Annotated in this window: 16 protein-coding genes; 5 read left to right on the forward strand and 11 right to left on the reverse strand. The window is 68.7% G+C overall.

The features are described from left to right. Window positions 1–6: 6 nt before the first annotated feature. Entirely contained in the window at window positions 7–1479 is a 1473-nt protein-coding gene (locus tag ACWEKS_RS00900) for a cytochrome ubiquinol oxidase subunit I (RefSeq protein WP_452338199.1), read from the reverse strand. Between the two features lie 179 nt (window positions 1480–1658). Then, entirely contained in the window at window positions 1659–2585 is a 927-nt protein-coding gene (locus ACWEKS_RS00905; RefSeq protein WP_452338200.1) for an aminodeoxychorismate lyase, read from the reverse strand. Window positions 2586–2944: 359 nt separating this feature from the next. Here ACWEKS_RS00905 and ygfZ point away from each other — a divergent pair, with 359 nt between their 5' ends. The 4 genes from ygfZ to ACWEKS_RS00925 all read left to right on the forward strand — a co-directional run bounded on the left by ygfZ (window position 2945) and on the right by ACWEKS_RS00925 (window position 6117). Further along, window positions 2945–4060, forward strand: a complete 1116-nt coding sequence (ygfZ, locus tag ACWEKS_RS00910) for a CAF17-like 4Fe-4S cluster assembly/insertion protein YgfZ (RefSeq protein WP_452338201.1) — start codon at window positions 2945–2947, stop codon at window positions 4058–4060. Then, a complete protein-coding gene (locus tag ACWEKS_RS00915) occupies window positions 4057–4728 on the forward strand; it encodes an MOSC domain-containing protein (protein ID WP_452338202.1) in 672 nt (223 codons plus the stop codon). Before ygfZ ends, ACWEKS_RS00915 begins: the two co-directional genes overlap by 4 nt. A 26-nt stretch (window positions 4729–4754) precedes the next feature. Further along, on the forward strand, window positions 4755–5717 hold the full coding sequence (locus tag ACWEKS_RS00920; RefSeq protein ID WP_452338203.1) for an asparaginase: 963 nt from the start codon (window positions 4755–4757) through the stop codon (window positions 5715–5717). A 187-nt stretch (window positions 5718–5904) separates the two neighbouring features. Then, complete coding sequence (locus tag ACWEKS_RS00925) at window positions 5905–6117, forward strand: DUF3073 domain-containing protein (protein WP_452338204.1); 213 nt, start codon at window positions 5905–5907, stop codon at window positions 6115–6117. A gap of 343 nt (window positions 6118–6460) precedes the next feature. On the opposite strand, the gene purM is transcribed toward ACWEKS_RS00925, so the two are convergent. The 6 genes from purM to purF form a co-directional block, all read right to left on the reverse strand. Continuing rightward, window positions 6461–7540, reverse strand: a complete 1080-nt coding sequence (purM, locus tag ACWEKS_RS00930) for a phosphoribosylformylglycinamidine cyclo-ligase (protein WP_356998884.1) — start codon at window positions 7538–7540, stop codon at window positions 6461–6463. A gap of 241 nt (window positions 7541–7781) precedes the next feature. Then, a complete protein-coding gene (locus tag ACWEKS_RS00935) occupies window positions 7782–9518 on the reverse strand; it encodes an ABC transporter ATP-binding protein (RefSeq protein WP_452338205.1) in 1737 nt (578 codons plus the stop codon). Further along, a complete protein-coding gene (locus ACWEKS_RS00940; RefSeq protein WP_452338206.1) occupies window positions 9511–10533 on the reverse strand; it encodes an ABC transporter permease in 1023 nt (340 codons plus the stop codon). Before ACWEKS_RS00940 ends, ACWEKS_RS00935 begins: the two co-directional genes overlap by 8 nt. Continuing rightward, window positions 10533–11657 (reverse strand): ABC transporter permease, encoded by a 1125-nt coding sequence (locus ACWEKS_RS00945; protein ID WP_452338207.1) that lies wholly within the window; start codon window positions 11655–11657, stop codon window positions 10533–10535. The genes ACWEKS_RS00940 and ACWEKS_RS00945 overlap by 1 nt, the downstream gene beginning before the upstream one ends. Window positions 11658–11661: 4 nt before the next feature. After that, window positions 11662–13248: an ABC transporter substrate-binding protein gene (locus ACWEKS_RS00950; protein WP_452338208.1), complete on the reverse strand. Its 1587-nt coding sequence runs from the start codon at window positions 13246–13248 to the stop codon at window positions 11662–11664. Between the two features lie 292 nt (window positions 13249–13540). After that, a complete protein-coding gene (purF, locus tag ACWEKS_RS00955; protein ID WP_452338209.1) occupies window positions 13541–15106 on the reverse strand; it encodes an amidophosphoribosyltransferase in 1566 nt (521 codons plus the stop codon). Window positions 15107–15219: 113 nt separating this feature from the next. Here purF and ACWEKS_RS00960 point away from each other — a divergent pair, with 113 nt between their 5' ends. Beyond that, window positions 15220–16578 carry a YhgE/Pip domain-containing protein gene (locus ACWEKS_RS00960; RefSeq protein ID WP_452338210.1) on the forward strand — a complete coding sequence of 453 codons (1359 nt, stop codon included), beginning with the start codon at window positions 15220–15222 and terminating at the stop codon, window positions 16576–16578. Between the two features lie 10 nt (window positions 16579–16588). Here the strand turns inward: ACWEKS_RS00960 and ACWEKS_RS00965 are convergent, their stop codons facing one another. Genes ACWEKS_RS00965 through ACWEKS_RS00975 form a run of 3 tightly spaced genes read right to left on the reverse strand, consistent with a single transcriptional unit; the run spans window position 16589 to window position 19427 of the window. Then, window positions 16589–16975, reverse strand: a complete 387-nt coding sequence (locus tag ACWEKS_RS00965) for a sterol carrier family protein (protein WP_364606083.1) — start codon at window positions 16973–16975, stop codon at window positions 16589–16591. 44 nt (window positions 16976–17019) lie between these two features. Further along, window positions 17020–17670: a CPBP family glutamic-type intramembrane protease gene (locus ACWEKS_RS00970; RefSeq protein ID WP_452338211.1), complete on the reverse strand. Its 651-nt coding sequence runs from the start codon at window positions 17668–17670 to the stop codon at window positions 17020–17022. A 2-nt stretch (window positions 17671–17672) separates the two neighbouring features. Continuing rightward, complete coding sequence (locus tag ACWEKS_RS00975; protein WP_452338212.1) at window positions 17673–19427, reverse strand: alpha/beta hydrolase; 1755 nt, start codon at window positions 19425–19427, stop codon at window positions 17673–17675. Between the last annotated feature and the right edge of the window lie 64 nt (window positions 19428–19491).

The following is a 19491-nucleotide window of genomic DNA, read 5'->3' on the forward strand; positions in this document are numbered from 1 at the left end:
CGGCTCCTAGTAGGCGAAGGAAAGCTTCTCGACGGGCTCCCCGGTCATCTTCGGGCCCGTATCGGTGGACGCTTTCTCGGGTCCGGCGTTCACGTAGCGGCGCATCAGGTAGAACCACGCGATGGCCAGCAGTCCGTAGAGCGCCGTGAAGACGATCAGCGAGGTGAGCACCGTGCCCGCCGATATCCCGGAGACGCCCTGCTGCACCGTCATCCGGATGTGCTGGTCGCCGGTCGGGTTGGGTGCGACCACCCAGGGCTGACGGCCCATCTCGGTGAACACCCAGCCGGAGATATTGCCCAGGTAGGGGGTCGCGATGGCGAGCAGCGAAAGCCACTTGTACCAGGTCTGATCCGGTACCCGGCCGCGGCGGGTGACCCAGAATCCGGCCAGTGCCAACAGGATCGGGCCGGCCATGAAGCCGATCATGGCGCGGAAGGACCAGTAGGTCACGAACAGGTTGGGCCGGTAGTCGCCGACGCCGTACTTCTGGTTGTACTCGACCTGCAGGTCCTTGACGCCCTTCAGAGTGACGCCGGTGAAGTCGCCGCTGGCCAGCCACGGCAGCACGTAGGGCACCTCGATGAGGTGGTCGACGCTGTCGCAGTTGTTGTGGGTGCCGACCGTCAGGACCGAGAAGTCGGGGTCGGTCTCGGTGTGGCACAGCGATTCGGCCGAGGCCATCTTCATGGGCTGCTGCTTGAACATGAGCTTGCCCTGGATGTCACCGGTGAAGATGAGGGCGACCGAGGCCACCAGGATCACGTACAGGCCCAGGCGCGCGCTCGGCCGCCACATGGTGCGGGCCTCCTCGATCGGCGCGTCGCTGCTCTCGGCCTTGCCCTTGCGCGCGTTGCGCACCATCCACCATCCGGCGATGCCCGCGACGAAAGTGCCTGCGGTGAGGAAGGATCCGGCCACCACGTGCGGGAAGGCGGCGAGGGTGGTGTTGTTGGTCAGCACCTCCCAGATGCTGTGCAGTTCGGCGCGGCCGGTCTCCGGGTTGTACTTCGCGCCGACCGGGTGCTGCATGAACGAGTTGGCCGCGATGATGAAGTACGCGGAGGCGTTGGTGCCGATGGCGACCAGCCAGATGCAGGCCAGGTGCACCTTCTGCGGCAGCCGGGTCCAGCCGAAGATCCACAGGCCCAGGAAGGTCGATTCCATGAAGAAGGCGACCAGCGCCTCCATGGCCAGCGGGGCGCCGAACACGTCGCCGACGAAGCGGGAGTATTCGCTCCAGCCCATGCCGAACTGGAATTCCTGCACGATGCCGGTGGCGACGCCGAGGGCGAAGTTGATCAGGAACAGCTTGCCGAAAAACTTTGTGAGCCTGAGCCAATGCTCCTTCCCGGTGATCACCCAGGCGGTCTGCATGCCCGCGACGAGCGGAGCGAGGCCGATGGTGAGCGGCACCAGGATGAAGTGATAGACGGTGGTAATTCCGAATTGCCAGCGCGCCAGATCTACGACGCTCATCCGACCTCCCTGCCGATCTACGACATAACGTAGTACCAGACATTACGCCCATGGGAGCTCAGATCAACGTATGCCTCACCACAGGGTGCCAGATATTTGCCGGAATGTGATGGACACGCCGCGGCGAATCCCACCGCTCACCGCCGGAACCTGGTGACCGTCAGGGAAACCCGGGCCGATCACCAGTCGGCGAGGCTCCCGGGCAGTGCGATGCCGCGATTGACCATCTCGACGATCTCGTCCGCGTTCTCCGGCGCCGACATGCGCAGTCCGTCCAGAGAATTGACCCGCGCCGCCAGGGTGATCGAGGACAGCATCCAGATCGCGTCGGCGGTGATCAGGTCGGCGGTGAACAGCGGCTCGTACAGGCACTCCCAGCCCGCCTTCTCCGCCTGCGCGAACAACGCGCGCTGGGTGGTGCCGGGCAGCACGCCATTGCGCGCGGGCGGGGTGATGAGCTTGTCGTCGCGCTGCACAACGACCGTCGAGCGCGGACCCTCCAGCACCCGATGCTCGGTGCTGGTGAAGATGACGTCGTCGGCGCCCATCCGCTGGGCGAACCGCAGCGCGGACATATTGGTGGCGTAGGACAGGCTTTTCGCACCCAGCAGCAGCCACGGCGCGTTCTGCGCCAGGTCGATGGAGATGCCCTTCGAGAGCGTGATCACCGAAACACCTTCGGTGCGCGCCTTTTCCACGCGGTCCGGGACCGGCACCACGAAAACGTAACCGGTGGTTGCCGGTTCGGCGCCGGCCAGGTCCCCGCCCTTGTTCGCCATTCGTTCGCCGGCGGCTCCGTGATCGCTGTCACGCCCCCGGGTGAGCACCATGCGCAGCGTCCCCTCACGCTCGCTCCCCCACTGCTCGGCGGCCAGCTCCACCGCGAACCGCCACGCCTCCAGATCCGGCGCGGGCAGATCGAGCGCCTCCGCCGAGCGGCGTAGCCGGGCCAGATGCAACTCCAGCGCACAGGGCACGCCCCCGCGCACCAGCACCGTCTCGAAGATGCCGTCCCCCCGCAGCACCCCGATGTCGTCCGCATACAACAACGGCGCGTCCGGATCCCGGATCACGCCGTCGAGTGTCACCAAGACCCGTTCCACCATGGACTCGACCCTATGACAGATGGCGGACCCCGGCGGCCATACCGCGCCACCCAGCCGGTCAACCCGCCTGCCGCCACGCCGTAAACCTCTGTCCGCGGCCCATTGGCGACATCGTTCCGGACGCGACGAACCCACCCATGGCCTGATCACGCCACCAGGTCTCGTCTCCCAACGCGACAACTGATCTCGCAGCGATCCGGGTAACTCACCGGGTACGGCCGAAATCGTTTCGGCACCCAACCGCCGGCACCCGTGCACGGCCGGTGACGGCTCTCGAGCCGTGCGCTGAATATTCGGGGAGGCGGGGGAGCTCTCGAGCCGTGCGCTGAAGGCGCGGAGCGGCGGGTTAGTGTGGGTGTGTGTCCTCATCGGTTGCACCCAGTCCGATTCTGCAGGTTCCAGGGGCTGTCGCAGGGCTGCCGGAGTCACCGGATGCCGCGGTCGCGTGGCATTACGGCGATCCGTTCGGCGAGCAGCGTGCGGCGGTACAGGGGGTCGTGGTGATCGATCGCTCCCACCGATTCGTGCTGTCGATCACCGGCAAGGAACGGCTGAGCTGGCTGCACACCATCTCCAGTCAGGCGGTCGCCGATCTGGGCGACGGGGAATCCGCCGAGAATCTGGACCTGGATCTGAACGGCCGGGTGCTCAATCACTTCGTGCTCACCGACCTGGACGGCACGGTGTGGATCGACACCGAGGGCGCGCGCGGCCCCGAGCTGCTGAGCTTCCTGCAGAAGATGGTGTTCTGGGCCGACGCGAAACCCGTCGACGCGAACGACCATGCGGTGCTGAGCCTGCTGGGCCCGGGTGTGGCCGAGCTCATCGAAACCCTCGGCGCCCCAGCCCTTCCCGGCACCTATCGCGCGGTTCCCCTGCCCGGCGGCGGTTTCCTGCGCCGCATGCCCTGGCCCACCGCCGACTCCTTCGACCTGATCGTCCCGCGCGACCGGCTGGCCACCTGGTGGACGCGGCTGCGTGACGCGGGTGCGGCGGCCGCGGGCCTGTGGGCGTTCGAGGCGCTGCGGGTGGCCGCGCTGCGCCCGCGCCTGGGCGTCGACACCGACGACCGCACCATCCCGCACGAGGTGAACTGGATCGGCGGCCCCGCCGAACACGGTGCGGTGCATCTGAACAAGGGCTGCTACCGCGGTCAGGAGACGGTGGCCCGGGTGCACAACCTCGGCAAGCCGCCCCGGCACCTGGTGCTGCTGCACCTGGACGGTTCCGCGGACTCCCGCCCCGCGACGGGCGACCCGGTGACCGCGGGCGGCCGGGCCGTCGGCGTCCTGGGCACCGTGATCGACCACTACGAACTCGGCCCGATCGCCCTCGCCCTGATCAAACGCACCATCCCGGCCGACACCGCGCTGGTGGCGGGCCCGTGCGCGGCGGCCATCGACCCGGATTCGATACCCGCCCACGACGAGCCGCAGGCCGGCCGGCTCGCCGTCGACAAGCTGCGCGGCCGGTGAACGCCGTCGTTCCGGCCGGCCGGGTGCTGGCCGTCTGCGTCGTGCACGCCGAGCTGGAGGTGCCCGCCCGATCCTCCAAGGTGGGTCGCACCGCCATCGACAAACGTCCGGTGCCGCACCGGGTTCCGGTCCGGGCGCTGGGGCTGGACGGCGACCACGTGTGCGACACCAAACATCACGGCGGCGTGGACCAGGCCGTCTACGCCTATGCGGAGGAGGACGCGCGGCGCTGGGCCACCGAGCTCGGCCGGGACCTCGACGCGGGCTGGTTCGGGGAGAACCTGCGCCTGACCGGCCTGCCCGTGAGCGACGCGGTCATCGGCGAACGCTGGACCATCGGCGACACCCTGCTCGAGGTGTCCGCGCCGCGCGTCCCGTGCTCCACCTTCCAGTGGCACTCCGGCGAACCGCAGTGGGTGAAACGCTTCACCGCACAGGCGAATACGGGCGCCTATCTGCGCGTGCTCACCGAGGGCACGATCGGCGCGGGCGACGAGGTGCGGGTGGTGTACGTGCCCGAGCACCGGATCACCGTCCGCGACCTGTTCACCGGCGCCGACCCGGCCCGCCTGGAACTGCTGGCCGAGGCCGAACCCACCATCTCCGACGACGTCCGCATGCAGATCGATCGTCACCGCCGTCGTCACGCCGGGGCGGCCGCCCGATGACACCGACTTCCGAGGGGAGCCCCACCATGAGCGTCGATCTGGTCGAGGTGGTGCGGTCCGGGTTCCGGGAGTGCGTGCACCGCGGCTCGGCGGTGGTGCTGCGCCCGGACGGCGAGCCGCTGGTCGCCGTGGGCGCGGTGCACGGCCCGATCTTCCCGCGCTCCACCAACAAGCCGATGCAGGCACTCACCCTGCTGCGCAACGGTTTCGAGCCGGTGGACGACGCCGAGCTGGCCATCGCCACCGCCTCGCACTTCGGCGAGGCCGATCATGTGGAGCTGGTACAGCGTTTGCTGGACCGCTTCGGCTTCACCGAGGACGATCTCGAGTGCCCGCCCGATCTGCCGTTCGAGGAGCATGCCCGGGCCCAGGCGCTGGCCGGGCGCGACCGCGCCAAGGCGTCCCGCCGCGTCTACATGAACTGCTCCGGCAAACATGCCGCCATGCTCGCGACCTGCCGGATCAACGACTGGCCCACCCGCGGCTATCTCGAGGTCGGGCACCCGCTGCAGCGGGCCGTACTGGAGACGGTCGCCGAACTGACCGGTGAACCGGAGACCGATCTGGGCATCGACGGCTGCGGCCTGCCGATCGTGCCGGTGTCGCTGGTGAATCTGGCGCGCGCCTACGCGAGCTTCGCCACCGCGCCCGAGGACAGCCCGGAACGCCGTGTCGCGGACGCGATTCGCACGCATCCGCGAGTGATTTCCGGCACGGACGGTCCCGATTTCCGGGTGATGACCGCGACCCCCGGCCTGGTGTGCAAGATCGGTGCGGACGGGGTGCACGCCGGCGCGCTGCCGGACGGTTCGGCCTTCGCCTACAAGATCGATGACGGCGCCGATCGCGCGCGACTTCCCCTGACGCTGGCCATTCTCCAGCGTATGGGGGTGCCGTGGACCGACGAGCACGCTGAGCTGGCGGCCCCCGCGGTGCTCGGCGGCGGAACCCGGGTGGGCATCGTCCGAGCGATTCCCGGGGCGCTGTAGCCCCCGGTCGGCAACCTCTTCGCGCGGGCCCGGGGAGCGCCCGGCCCGGCCCCGGGACGTTTATCCCCCACTCCTGGAAGCGCGACCGCCGGACACACGCTAAAGTGTTCGTCAGGAAGAGTATTAATTCGAACGGGGCCGCCAAACCCACCCCAGGCCGCCCCGCAGTGACGCGAGGGGGTCAGCCATGGGCCGTGGCCGGGCTAAGGCAAAGCAGACCAAGGTTGCACGGGAGCTCAAGTACAGCTCGCCGTCTACCGACTTCACGAGCCTTCAGCGCGAGCTGTCGGGGAGTCCCTCCGACTCACAGCGGAGTGGTGTGCTTTCCGAAGAGCATGACGCGAGCGAATCGCGGTCGAGCTGGGAAGAAGAAGACAGCTACGACGACTGGCGTCGCTGACTCGGATATTTCGACGTACTGCAGGGGGAGGCCGATGGGCTTCCCCCTTTAGCACGTCGATTTACGCCGAGAAGCAGTCGATGCTGAGGGTTTGCCAGCAGCACTAGCGGCTCCCCCGCCTCCCCGCGCCTTTGGCGCACGGCTGGGGAGCCGTAGCTGGTTCTGCACATGTGCCGCCGGTTGAGTGCCGATCCGATTCTGGACGTACCCGACGAGTTACCCTCGCCGGAACGAAATCAGTTGTCGCGTTGGGAGACGGGCGATTTGGCTCGCCGCCGGATATAGCGAAAGGCCCCGGCCACTCTCCAGAGTGGCCGGGGCCTTCGTTCGTTGTGTCCGGCGCTCAGAAGCGCGGGTGGTCTCCCACCAGGACGGCGCGGGCGGCGTCGGCGTCCTTGGCCTTCTTCACCGTGCCGAGGGTCCAGCAGTCGATGTGGCGGGCGGTGAGGACGGCGAGGGCGCGGTCGGCGTCCTCGGGGGCGACGACGGCGACCATACCGACGCCCATGTTGAACGTCTTCTCCATCTCGGCCCGCTCGACGCGGCCGCGCTGGGCGATCATCTTGAAGACCGGGGCCGGGTTCCAGGTGCCGCGATCCAGCTCGGCGACCAGACCGGCGGGGAGCACGCGGGCCAGGTTGGCAGCCAGGCCGCCACCCGTCACGTGGCAGAAGGTGCGGACGTCGGTCTCGGCGATCAGGGCCAGGCAGTCCTTGGCGTAGATCTTGGTCGGCTCGAGCAGTTCCTCGCCGAGGGTGCGGCCGAATTCCTCCACGTGCCCGGTGAGGGACATGCGGTCGATGTCGAGCAGCACCTTGCGGGCCAGCGAGTAGCCGTTGGAGTGCAGGCCGGAGGCGCCCATGCCGATCACCACGTCACCGGGGCGGACGCGGTCCGGGCCGAGCACGGCGTCGGCCTCGACCACGCCGACGCCGGTGGCCGACAGGTCGTAGTCGTCGACGCCCATCAGGCCCGGGTGCTCGGCGGTCTCGCCGCCCAGCAGGGCGCAGCCGGCGATGACGCAGCCCTCGGCGATGCCGGAGACGATCTGCGCGACGCGTTCCGGGACCACCTTGCCGACGGCGATGTAGTCCTGCAGGAACAGCGGTTCGGCGCCGCAGACCACCAGGTCGTCGACGACCATGGCGACCAGGTCGAGGCCGACGGTGTCGTGCTTGTCGAGGGCCTGGGCGACCGCGATCTTGGTGCCGACGCCGTCGGTGGAGGCGGCGAGCAGGGGCTCCTTGTAGCCGCCCTTCAGTGCGAACAGTCCTGCGAAGCCGCCGAGTCCGCCCTGTACTTCGGGGCGGCTGGCCTTCTTGGCCAGGGGAGCGAACAGCTCGACTGCACGGTCACCGGCTTCGATGTCGACGCCGGCCGCCGCGTACGAGGCACCGGCACCGCTGGGGATCTGTTCAGTCATTGTCGGAGAGAGCTCCAAGCCGAATCGATGGATAGATGCCTGCTCACGCTAGCTCACCCGCCTCCCCGACAACTCAGCGGGCTCGCCCGCCTCCCCGAGAATTCAGCGGGCTCGCCCGCCTCCCCGAGAACTCAGCGGACGGCACGGAGCCGTCGGATTTCGGGACCCGTGCCGGCGGCCGGGCGCCAAATCTATTGTGGACGTACCCGGTGAGTTACCCCAAGCGGTACGAAATCTGTTGTCACGTTTCGTAACGATGCCGACGCCGTTGCTCCACCGGGTCGGGGACGGGGACGGCGGCGACCAGGCGGCGGGTGTACTCCTCGCGTGGGTTGCGCAGGATGTCGTCGTTGGTGCCCTGTTCGATGACGGTCCCGTTGCGCAGCACCACGATCCGGTCGGCCAGCTGATCCACCACGGCGAGGTCGTGGCTGATGAACAGGCAGGCCCAGCCGAACTCGCGCTGCAGGCCCGCGAACAGTTCGAGCACCCGGGCCTGGACGGAGACGTCCAGGGCGCTGGTGGGTTCGTCGGCGACCAGCAGGTCGGGATTGAGTACCAGGGCCCGGGCCAGGCTGACCCGCTGGCGCTGGCCGCCGGAAAGTTCGTGCGGGTAACGCTTTTCCACCCCGGCCGGGAGTTGCACGTCGTCGAGGAGGCGGCGGACGCGGTCGCGGGCGGCCGCGCCTTTGGCCTGTTTGTGCACCAGCAGGGGTTCGGCCACGCAGTCGCCGATGGTGAGGCGCGGGTTGAGGGAGGTTGCGGGGTCCTGGAAGACGAAGCCGAAGCGGCGGCGGATGGGCCGCAGCCGGCGTTCGGAGAGGCCCGCGATATCGGTGCCGAGCACCCGGACGCTGCCTGCGGTGGGCCGCTGCAGACCGGCCACGCAGCGGCCGATGGTGGATTTGCCGGAGCCGGATTCGCCGACCAGGCCGAGGGTTTCGCCGCGGCGCAGGGTGAGACCGACCTCGTTCACGGCCCGGAAGGCGGGGCGGCCGAGCGGGGCCGGGAACTCCACCACCAGGCCGGAGACCTCCAGCACGGTGGCGGCGTCGGCCGGGATGGGTTCGCGGACAATCGTTCTCGCCAGTGCGGCGCCCGCCACGGGCGCGGAGTCGGCTCGGGCCTCGGCCCCCGCGGCCGGTGCATTGTCACCGGGATGCTCAGCGGCTTCCCAGTTATCCGGCAGCACATGCAGTTTCGGCACCGCGGCCAACAGGGCACGGGTGTATTCGTGCTCGGGTTCGGCGAAAAGCTTTTCCACCGGCGCCTCTTCGACGATGCGCCCCTCACGCATCACCACGACGCGGTCGGCGAGGTCGGCCACGACGCCCATATTGTGGGTGATGAGCACGATGGCCGCGCCGATGCGGTCACGCAGATCCCGGAGTAGTGCCAGGATTTCGGCCTGCACGGTGACGTCGAGGGCGGTGGTGGGTTCGTCGGCGATGATCACCCGGGGTTCGCAGGCGATGGCGATGGCGATCACCACGCGCTGTTTCTGGCCGCCGGAGAGCTGGTGCGGGTAGTAGTCCGCCCGCGCCTCGGGGTCGGGCAGCCCGACCGCGCGCAGCAGTTCGATCGCCTTGGCCCGGGCCGGTTTCCGTTTCATGCCCGAGTGCGCCCGCAGCGCCTCGCCGATCTGGAAGCCGACGGTGAACAGCGGGTCCAGGGCCGCGCCGGGCTCCTGGAAGATCATCGAGACGGCTCCACCGCGCACCGCGGTCAGTTCCTTCTCGCTCATTGTGGTGATCGCCTTCGTGCCCAGCAGGACGTGCCCGCGGACGCCCGCGGTCGGCGGCAGCAGTCCCATGGCGGTGCGCGAGCTGACCGATTTGCCGGAGCCGGATTCGCCGACCACGGCCAGTACCTCGGCCGGATACACCTGGTAGGACACGTTTTTCACGGCGGTGACGGCCCCGGCGTCGGTGGCGAAGGTGACGGTGAGGGAGTCGAAGGACAGGACGGGTTCAGGCATCGGCCGCCTCCTGCGCGGGTTCGGATTCGGGGGCCGCGGGCTCGGTCTCGGTGGCCGCCGCGGTGGCGGCGCGGCGGGTCCGCAGCAGCGGGTTGAGCACCTCGTTGAGGCTCTCGCCGACCAGGGTCATGCCGAGCACCACGATCACGATGGCGGCGCCGGGGAACACGCCGGTCCACCAGATGCCGTTGGAGACGTCGGCCAGCGCCTTGTTGAGGTCGTAGCCCCATTCCGCGGCCTGGGTGGGTTCGATGCCGAAGCCGAGGAAGCCCAGCCCGGCCAGCGTGAGGATGGCCTCCGCGCCATTGAGGGTGATGAGTACCGGCAGCGACTGGGTGACATTGGCGAGGATGTGCCGGAACAGGATTCGCAGCGTGGACGCGCCGGTGACGCGCGCGGCGTCCACATACGGTTCCTGTTTCACCGAGATGGTGGCGTTGCGCACCACCCGGAAGTACTGCGGCACGAAGATGACTGTGATGGCGATGGCCGCCGACAGGATGCCGCCGAAGCTGCTGGACTGCCCGCCGGACACCACGATCGACACCACGATGGCCAGCAGCAGCGACGGGAACGCGTACATGGCGTCCATGAACAGCACCAGCACCCGGTCCACCCAGCGGCCGAGGTAGCCGGACACCAGGCCCAGCGGCACGCCGACGATGAGCGACAGCACCAGCGACACCGCGATCACCGACAGCGCGGTGCGCGCCCCGAAGAGGACGCGGGAGAGCACGTCCTCCCCGCGCACCGAGGTGCCGAACCAGTGCGCGGCCGACGGCGCCTGCTGCCGCGCGAAATCGACGCCGCCGGAGGCGTTCTGCGCGAACCCGTAGGGCGCCAGCAGGGGCGCGAAGACGGCCACCAGGATGAACCCCGCGACCAGGGCGAGCCCGAGCAGCAACGTGGCCCGCTGCAGCCCGGAGGTCATGCGCACCAGGGCCGTTCCGGGGATCCGCAGCCGGGAGCGGGTCGGCGGGACCGGCGCCCGCACGCCGGTTTCGATGACGGTCATCAGAACCTCACCCTCGGGTCGATCAGTGCCACGATCAGGTCCACCAGGAAGCTCATGACGGCCACCACGATGGCGATGAACGCGACGATGCCCTGCACCGCCACGAAGTCGCGCGCCTGCAGGTAGGTGGCGAGCTGGTAGCCCAATCCCTTCCATTCGAAGGTGGTTTCGGTGAGCACCGCGCCGCCGAGCATCATGGCGATCTGCATGCCCATGACGGTGACCACCGGAATGAGGGCATTGCGGAAGGCGTGCCGCCCGGTGACGACGCGGTCGGACAGGCCGCGCGCCCGGGCGGCCTCCACGTAGCCCGAGCGCAGGGTCTGGATCAGGTTGATCCGCACCAGTCGCAGGAACACGCCGGCGGTGAGCAGGCCCAGCGCGATCGCCGGCAGCACAGCGTGTTTCAGCACGTCGACGATGTTCCCGGTGTCGCCGTAGAGGATCGCGTCGACGATCATGATGTTGGTCTTGGGCGACACGTGCTGCAGCTGCAGCTCCACCGTGGTGCTGGCCCGCCCGGCCACGGGCAGCCAGCCCAGCTTGACCGCGAAGATCAACTTCAACAGCAGCCCCACGAAGAACACCGGGGCCGCGTACACAAGGATCGCGAACAACCGCAGGCTCACGTCGGCGGCCGAATCCCGTTTGGTGGCGGCGTATCTGCCCAGCGGCACCCCCACCGCGAAGGCCACGAGGAGCGCCCAGAACACCAGTTCCAGTGTGGCCGCGCCGTAGGTGACGATGACGTCGCTGATGGCTCGATTGTCCTGGGAGCGGCCGAAATCCCCGCGCAGCAGGCCGGAGAGGTAGTCCCGGTACTGGGTGAGGATGGGCCGGGTGAGTCCGGCGGCCTCCTTGCGCCGCTGCAACTCCTCGGGGGTGAGCCGCCCGCCCTGCGCGGCGGTGATGGGATCGCCGATCACCCGCATCAGGAAGAAGACCAGGGTCACCAGGATCCAGGTGGTGGGGATGATGAGCAGGGCTCGCACCCCGAGGTACCGTGCCAGCGCGCCGTAGCGGGTGTCGCCGCGGCGGGCCGGGAGGAACCTGCGGTGCGTTCGTGTACCCGCCGGGCGGGCCGGGATCGCCGCCCCGCCCTCGGGTTCGGTGGTCGTCACCATCCGACTACTTGCTCAGTACGCCGAAGCGGAACTTGGAGGACGGGTCCAGGGTGTTCTCCACGCCCTGGATGTTCTTGCCCGCCACCGCGATCTGGTTGCCGGTGAGCAGCGGCACGATGGGCAGGAAGTCGGCCATCAGATCGTGCTGCACGGTGGCCAGCGCGGCGGTCCGCTTGGCCGGATCGGGTTCGGTCAGTTCGGCGTTCAGCTCCGCGGTGATCTTCGGATCGCCGAAGTGGTTGCGCAGGAAGTTGTCCTCGGTGAAGAAGGGGCGCAGGTAGTCGTCGGCGTCCGGGTAGTCCGGGAACCAGCCGAACTGGAATACCGGGTAACCGTCGGTGGAGCGGGCCTTCTGGTAGGCGACCCATTCGGTGGACTGCAGGTTCACCTTGAACAGCCCGGTGGCCTCGAGCTGGCTCTTGACGGCGGCGTACTCCTCGGAGCTGACGGTCCCGTAGTGCTCGGTGGTGTACTGCAGGTTCAGTTCGACCGGCGTGGACACGCCCGCGTCGGCGAGGAACTTGGCGGCCGCGTCCTTGTTCGGCAGCGTGCCGTAGATGTCCTTCAGGGCCTCGGTGCCGCCCGGAACGCCCTTCGGCACCGGCGAATACAGCGGGGCCCAGGTGCCCTTGAAGACGCTGTTGGCCAGCGCCTCGCGGTCGACGGCGACGGCGACGGCCTTGCGCACGGCCAGCTTCTGGGCGGGATTGCCACCGGGCTGGGTGTTGAGGTTGAACACGATGTAGCGGGTGTCGCCGCCGGGCGACTGGTGCACGGTCACCTTGTCGCTGGTCTTCAGCGAGTCCAGGTCGGTCGGGGTGAGGGTGTGCCAGGCGACGTCGATATTGCCCTGCTGGACATCGAGTTTCAGGTTGGCGGCCTCGGCGTAGTACTTCACCGTGACCGCGTCGGTCTTGGGTTTGCCGAACAGGCCGTTGTAGTCCGGGTTGGACTTGTACTCGACCAGCTTGTTCTTGTCGTAGCTGGTGATGGTGTACGGACCGGAGAACGGCTTGGCCTTCACGATGTCCTCGTCGGCGAGCACCTTGTCGGCCGGGAAGACCTTCTCGTCCACGATGGCCGCCGCCTGGGTGGGCAGGATGGCCGGGAAGGTCTGATCGTTGCCCTTCTTGAGAGTGAAGGCGACGGTCTTGTCGTCGGGGGCATCGGTGTGATCGAGGTTGTCCAGCAGCGCCTTCGGGCCCTGCGGGTCATCGATCTTCACCATGCGGTCGAAGGAGAACTTCACGCTCTGCGCGGTGAGGGGATCACCGTTGGCGAATTTCAAGCCGGGTTTGAGCGTGCAGGTGTAGACGGTCGGCGAGGTGAACTCGCACTTGTCGGCGGCGTCAGGTTTCGGCACCGCCTCGCCCGCCGGGAAATTCATCAGGAACTGGTAGACCTGGGTTTCCGCCAGCAGTGAGCCGTTGTCGTAGGCCCGGGCCGGATCCAGTGAGGTGACCTTGTCGGTGGTGCCGACCAGGATTCCCGCTCCTCCGCCACTGTCCGATGTCTTTCCCGAACCGCAGCCGGCGACCGCCAGCACCGCTAGGCCCGCAAACCCTACTGCCGCAACTCTTCTCGCGCGCATACTGCCCTGCTCTCGAAGCGCAGCGCAGCGGCCGGGTCACGGTCCCGCCGCGCCGCGGTGGACATCCTTTGGCTGGGCACAGTATCGACCGGTTATAACCGGCGTGTTGCGTTTCGGAACAATCGGTACACAAATCGAGCCATCCGCCCCGAGACGCCGATGTCGCAACTGCGCCACCGAATTTCCCTGTTCAGAGCGGGAAAAGCACGGTGCCCGTCCGCGATTACGCGAACGGGCACCGTGAATGCTTGGGCCTACGGGCGACTCGAGGCTTGCGCTTCTGCGCTCGTGCTTACGGGCGACTCAGCGCCGAGGCATTGACATTGTCCGCCAGCAACTCGGTCTCGGTCGCGCCGGACAGCATGCCCTCGAGCACGTTCTTGCCGATGGCGTTCTCCGCCGGCAGCGAGATCGGATAGTCGCCGTCGAAGCAGGCGCAGCACAGCCGCGAGCGCGGCTGCTCGGTGGCGGCGACCATGCCCTCGAGCGAGATGTAGCCGAGGCTGTCCGCGCCGATGGAGCGGCGCACGCCCTCCACCATGTCGTCGAGGCTCTCGCCCTCGATGCCCTCGGGGCCCGCGCCATTGGCGATCAGCTCCGCGCGCGAGGCGAAGTCGATGCCATAGAAGCAGGGCCACTTGACCGGCGGGGAGGCGATGCGCACGTGGATCTCCAACGCGCCCGCCTCGCGGAGCATGCGGATCAGGGCCCGCTGGGTGTTGCCGCGCACGATGGAGTCGTCCACCACGACTAGCCGCTTACCGCGGATCACCTCGCGGAGCGGATTGAGCTTCAACCGGATGCCGAGCTGGCGGATGGTCTGGCTGGGCTGGATGAAGGTCCGGCCCACGTAGGCGTTCTTCATCAGGCCCTGGCCGTAGGGCACGCCGGAACCCTGTGCGTAGCCGACGGCGGCCGGGGTGCCGGATTCCGGCACCGGGATGACCAGGTCGGCCTCGATCGGGTGCTCGGCGGCCAGGCGGCGGCCGATCTCCACGCGGGTGGCGTGCACCGAACGGCCGGAGATGGTGGAGTCGGGCCGGGCCAGGTACACGAATTCGAAGACGCAACCCTTGGGTGTCGGATTGGCGAAGCGCAGCGAGCGGACGCCGTCGGCGTCGATGGCGAGCAGCTCGCCCGGCTCGATCTCGCGCACGAAGGACGCGCCGACGATGTCGAGGGCGGCGGTCTCACTGGCAACGACCCAGCCGCGGTCCAGCCGGCCCAGGCACAGCGGCCGCACCCCGTGCGGGTCGCGGGCGGCGTAGAGGGTGTGCTCATCCATGAAGGTCAGGCAGAAGGCGCCCTGCAGCGTCGGCAGCAACTCCATGGCGGCCTGCTCGATGCTCTTGTCGGCGGCCGCGTGCGCCAGCAGCGCGGTCATCACATCGGAGTCGGAGGTGGCGGCCATGGTGCCCGCCAGCCGGCCGGTGACCAGTCCGAGTTCCCGTGCCCGCGTACTCAATTCGGCGGTGTTGACCAGATTTCCATTGTGGCCCAGCGCGATTCCGGTACCGACCGCGGTGGTGCGGAAGATGGGCTGCGCGTTCTCCCAGGTGGTGGAACCCGTGGTGGAGTAACGACAGTGGCCGACGGCCACGTGGCCGGGCATGGCGGCCAGGGTCTGTTCGTCGAAGACCTGGCTGACCAGGCCGAGATCCTTGAAAACCAGCACCTGCGAGCCGTCGGCGACGGCGATGCCCGCCGCCTCCTGACCGCGGTGCTGCAATGCGTAAAGTCCGTAATACGTGAGCTTTGCCACATCTTCGCCCGGTGCCCAGACACCGAACACACCGCACTCTTCGCGCGGTTCGTTCTCGTCCTGGTCGGAGGTGGTGGCGGCGGAGGGGAGAGTCACCGTTTGCTCCCTGTTCGGCGGGCTGGGGGCGTTCGCCATTCTACGGGTAACCCCAAGGCAACCCACCGTTGGGATAACGGGGACGGCAAGCGGTTTGCTGTTAGCGTTCGACCGTGGCGAGCACCGAAAGCACCGGCAGTACGGAAACCGCTCCACGACCCAAGCATCTGAGCCCGTTCAGGTGGGCGTTTCCCATTGTGGTGGTCACGCTGCTCGCCGCGCTGCTGGGCGTCATGTACCTCGATTACGTGGTCGATCCGGAGAAGAATCTGCACGACTTTCCGATCGCCCTGGTGAATCAGGATGTCGGCGACGATATCGGCGGCAAGCACGTCAACTTCGGCGATCAGATCTCCGACGGCTTGCAGCAGGCGGTGCCGTCGGACCAGATCGATCTGCGGGTGCTCGGCATCAACGAGGCGCAGCTGCAGATGCAGTCCGCTCGGGTGTACGGCACGATCATCATTCCGTCCGACTTCTCCAAGCGGCTCGGCATTCTGGGTGTCGGCAGCGTGGTGCCCGGCGACATCACCAAGCCGGTGATCACTTTGCAGACCAATCCGCGTGCCGGCGCGTTCGCCACCGCCGTGGTGCAGAAATTCGGTGAGCGAGCTCTCACCCAGGTGAACGCTCAGGTCGGGCAGCAGCTGACCGACCAGGTGAAGGCGCAGCTGACGCCGGCTCCGGGCGCACCCCCGACGGAACTCACCGCGGCCACCCGGCTGGTGCTGGCGCAGCCGCTGAATGTCGTCGTCGACCAATTCCGGCCGCTGCCCGGCGGTTCCGGCGAAGGCCTGACCGCGTTCTTCTACAGCCTGCTGCTCCTGCTGGTCGGCATGGTCGGGGCGATGATCATCCATCAGCTCATCGATTCGGCCCTCGGGTTCCTGCCGACCGAGTGGGGGCCGTGGTACGTGCACTATCCACGCGCATCGATCTCGCGGGTGAAGACGCTGCTCATCAAATGGTCGGCGGTGGTGGTGATGGCGCTGGCGGTCTCGGGTGCGCTGATGGGCATCGCGGCCGCGCTCGGCATGCCGATCGACAGACCGCTGCTGCTGTTCATCTACGGCACCCTGGTGATCGTCGCGGTCGGCTTCACCTGCACCTCGATGCTGGCCGCGGTCGGCACCGCGGGCCTGATCATCAACCTGATCATCTTCATCATCCTGGGCCTGCCCTCCTCCGGCGGCACCATTCCGATCGAGGCGACGCCCAGGTACTTCGGCTGGCTGGCCAAGTTCGAGCCCATGCACCAGGTCTTCCTGGGCACCCGCTCGATCCTGTACTTCTACGGCAACGGCCGGGCCGGGCTCACCCGCGGCGTGTGGATGGCGGTGCTCGGCCTGATCATCGGCGTCGTCGGCGGTCTGTTCATCACCCGCTTCTACGACCGGAAGGGCTTGGAGCGCAAGCCCGTCGAGACCCCGGACACCGGCGGCGGCAAGCACACCAAGCCCGCCGACGCCTAGCGCCGCACCGTCAGACCGGCACCACCGGCAGCCACCGCGCGACCTCGCCCGCCCGGCTGCCGGAGGCGGACAGTGCACCGGATTCGCGCGCCACGTCGAAGCCGAGCAGCCCGGTGGCCAGCAGCAGCCAGGTGCGGGGGTCGGTTTCGACCACATTCGGCGGCGTCCCCCGGGTGTGCCTGGGGCCCTCGATGCACTGCACCGCCACGAACGGCGGTACTCGCACCTCCACCGAATGCCCGGGCGCATCCGCCGCCAATGCCCGCGCGGTCCCGCGCACGGCGGCCGCGAGCTCGGTGCGCGAAGGCGGCACCGTGGTCTCGTCGCGCAGCCACTCCCCCACCGCCGCTACCGCCGCCCGCACCTCCGCCGGATCCACCGCACCTCGTCGCGCCATGCCGCCGAGGCTACTGCGGCGCGCCGACATCCCGCTTTCGCGGGCTAACGCTCACCTCGGGCAAGGCGACGGGCGACCCGTGGGGCCAGGGCTCCGCCGGCATTGAGGGCCAGGTGCAGCAGGGCCGGGGCGGTGGCGCTGCCGGTGTGGCGGCGCAACCCGTCGAAGAGCAGACCCGCGGCGGTGGTGAGGGCCACCGTTGCGCGGACCGGATCGGCTGCGGCGCTCGCAGGTTGGATGTGGGACAGACCGAAGACGAACGCGCCCAACGCGTTTCCCGGACGCCCGGCGGCCCGATCCAGCAGGGGCGTCAGCGTCGAGCGGTAGACGAGCTCTTCGGTGAGGACGGTGCCGCCGGGGATGTGCAGGGCGGTCCATTCGACGGTGGAGACGCCCGGGCCGCGATCGGCGAGTCCGGCGAGGTGACGGCGGGTGGGCGGCAAGGCCAGGGTGACAGCGTAACCGGAGAGCACCATCCCAGCCGCAGCCGCGCCGGTGCGCAGCCCATGCGGTGACAACCAGTTCGGGGTGCCTCGGAAGAGCAGGGTGTACGCGGCGGCGAAGGCGGTGCTGACGGCGGTGCGGCCGCGCACGTCCAGGTCCAGGGCGGGCAGTATCCGGTTGCTCCACAGCAGCGGGAGCACCGCCGCGGCAAGGGGTTTCGGGCGCAGCAGGGCGCGGGCCGTGGCGAGCACGGCTATTTCACCGCCCGCTCGTACGCCTCCGCGAGTTCGATCTGGGTGCGGATGCGTTCGCCGAGGTCCTGGTCCCAGTCGGGTGGGGCGGCGATGGCGGCCCAGCCGTCCAGCACCAGGGAGCCGTAGTTGTGGCCGTGACCGTCGCTCACCCCCTGGGCATTGGTGAGGTCGGCGACGACCTGCCAGAAGGTGACGAGGGGCCACCAGCGCATCTGGGGCGAGACATCCGCGCCGCGCGGCTCCGAGAGCCAATCCGGCTGGGAGAAGATGAGATCCGAGGACCACCAGACGATGGGGTCGGAGGGGTGCTGGAGATAGGCGATGCGCGGCTTGCGCCAGTCGGCCGAGGGTTTGCCCAGATCGGCTGCGGTGGCGGCGAATCGGACCACCAGGCCGTCGGCGTAGATGGGTTCCACCTCGCGGGTGCCCGGATCGCGGCGCTGAACGAACTGCTGCCACAGGCGATTCGAGTTGGGCGGGCCCACCCACAGCGCGCCGTCCACCTTGGAGCGCAGGTCGGCCAGGCCGTCGAAGGCGGATTCGGAGCCCTGCGAGCCGAGGCTCTCCCCGTACACCAGCAGCTTGGGCCGATGCTCGGGCGGCCGCTGCGACCAGCGCTGGTACACCGCGTCGAACATCTTCCGCCCGTTGATCGCGACCTTCTGCCGGTCCGCCAGGAACGACAGCACGCTCGGCAGATACGAGTACTGCGAGGCCACGATGGCGGTGTCGCCGCCCCACATGTACTCGATGGCGGCCGCGGCCTCCCCGTTCACCCAGCCGGTGCCGGTGGTGGTGGCCAGCACCAGCACCTTGCGGTCGAAGGCCCCCGTGCGCTCGAGTTCGGCGACCGCCAGGTCCTCCTCGGTGGTGTCCTCGCCCGCCGACTGCAACCCGACGTACACCCGGATCGGTTCGCGCGCGGGCCTTCCCGTGACGGCGCTGATCAGCATGGGGTCCGGTCCGTGCGAGACGAACCAGCGGCCCTCCGACCCCAGCGTCTCCCATTTGGCCAGCGAGGCCGGACTGCCCGAACGCTCGGGCTTGTCCGGCTGCACCGCGTATTCGGTCACCTTGTCGTTGCGGACACTGAACGCCGAGTTGGCGACCGCGAAGAAACCGCGGGTGGCGACGCCGTTGAACAGCGTCACGATGAGCACGGTGAGCAGCAGCGCGCCGGTGGCGGGCGCGAGCGCGGGCGGCACCCGCACCCAGCGGCTGAGCAGCCGCGCCAGGAACCGCACGATCTCGCGCAGCGTGCGGTAGACCGCCACCACCAGCGCGCCGACCGCGAAACTCAGCCCGCCCGTACGCAGATACGCGGCCCGGGTGGTGCCCTCCATGCCCATGAGGGTGGTGATCTCGCGCTGCCAGTCGGCGGACAGCACCAGCATGTAGCCCGCCACCAGAATGCAGACGACCACCACGGCGACCTTGATCACGTAGCGCGCCCACTCGGGCGGAGTCGCGATCTTGATCCGCGGCCGAATCCACATGCGGAACAACCACTGCAGCACACAACCCACGCCGTAACCGATGGCGGCATTGAGGCCGGAGATCAAACCCTGGAACAGCCAGTCGCGCGGCACCAGCGACGGCGTCACCGACCACGCGAAGAAGATGGTCGCCACCACCAGTCCGGTGTGGTTGAGGTCGATGACGTCCTCGACCTTCCGCGCGACCACCGTGCCACGCCGGTACACCATCGCGCCACGTGTGCGCAGCCGGGTCAGGGCGTCGGCGGAGTCCAGCACCCGTCAAGTATGGACGCAACCGGCCGGAATCCGTGGACCGCAGCAGGTGAGAGGGACCATCCCA

This window comes from Nocardia sp. NPDC004711, from assembly GCF_053601595.1.

Excerpts from the sequence above, each read along its gene's own strand:
- ACWEKS_RS00940 (WP_452338206.1), bottom strand. The coding sequence starts at position 10,533 with ATGACCGTCATCGAAACCGGCGTGCGGGCGCCGGTCCCGCCGACCCGC.
- ACWEKS_RS00920 (WP_452338203.1), top strand. The coding sequence starts at position 4,755 with ATGAGCGTCGATCTGGTCGAGGTGGTGCGGTCCGGGTTCCGGGAGTGC.
- ACWEKS_RS00965 (WP_364606083.1), bottom strand. The coding sequence starts at position 16,975 with ATGGCGCGACGAGGTGCGGTGGATCCGGCGGAGGTGCGGGCGGCGGTA.
- ACWEKS_RS00950 (WP_452338208.1), bottom strand. The coding sequence starts at position 13,248 with ATGCGCGCGAGAAGAGTTGCGGCAGTAGGGTTTGCGGGCCTAGCGGTG.
- ACWEKS_RS00935 (WP_452338205.1), bottom strand. The coding sequence starts at position 9,518 with ATGCCTGAACCCGTCCTGTCCTTCGACTCCCTCACCGTCACCTTCGCC.
- ACWEKS_RS00925 (WP_452338204.1), top strand. The coding sequence starts at position 5,905 with ATGGGCCGTGGCCGGGCTAAGGCAAAGCAGACCAAGGTTGCACGGGAG.
- ACWEKS_RS00900 (WP_452338199.1), bottom strand. The coding sequence starts at position 1,479 with ATGAGCGTCGTAGATCTGGCGCGCTGGCAATTCGGAATTACCACCGTC.
- purM (WP_356998884.1), bottom strand. The coding sequence starts at position 7,540 with ATGACTGAACAGATCCCCAGCGGTGCCGGTGCCTCGTACGCGGCGGCC.
- ACWEKS_RS00905 (WP_452338200.1), bottom strand. The coding sequence starts at position 2,585 with ATGGTGGAACGGGTCTTGGTGACACTCGACGGCGTGATCCGGGATCCG.
- ACWEKS_RS00945 (WP_452338207.1), bottom strand. The coding sequence starts at position 11,657 with ATGGTGACGACCACCGAACCCGAGGGCGGGGCGGCGATCCCGGCCCGC.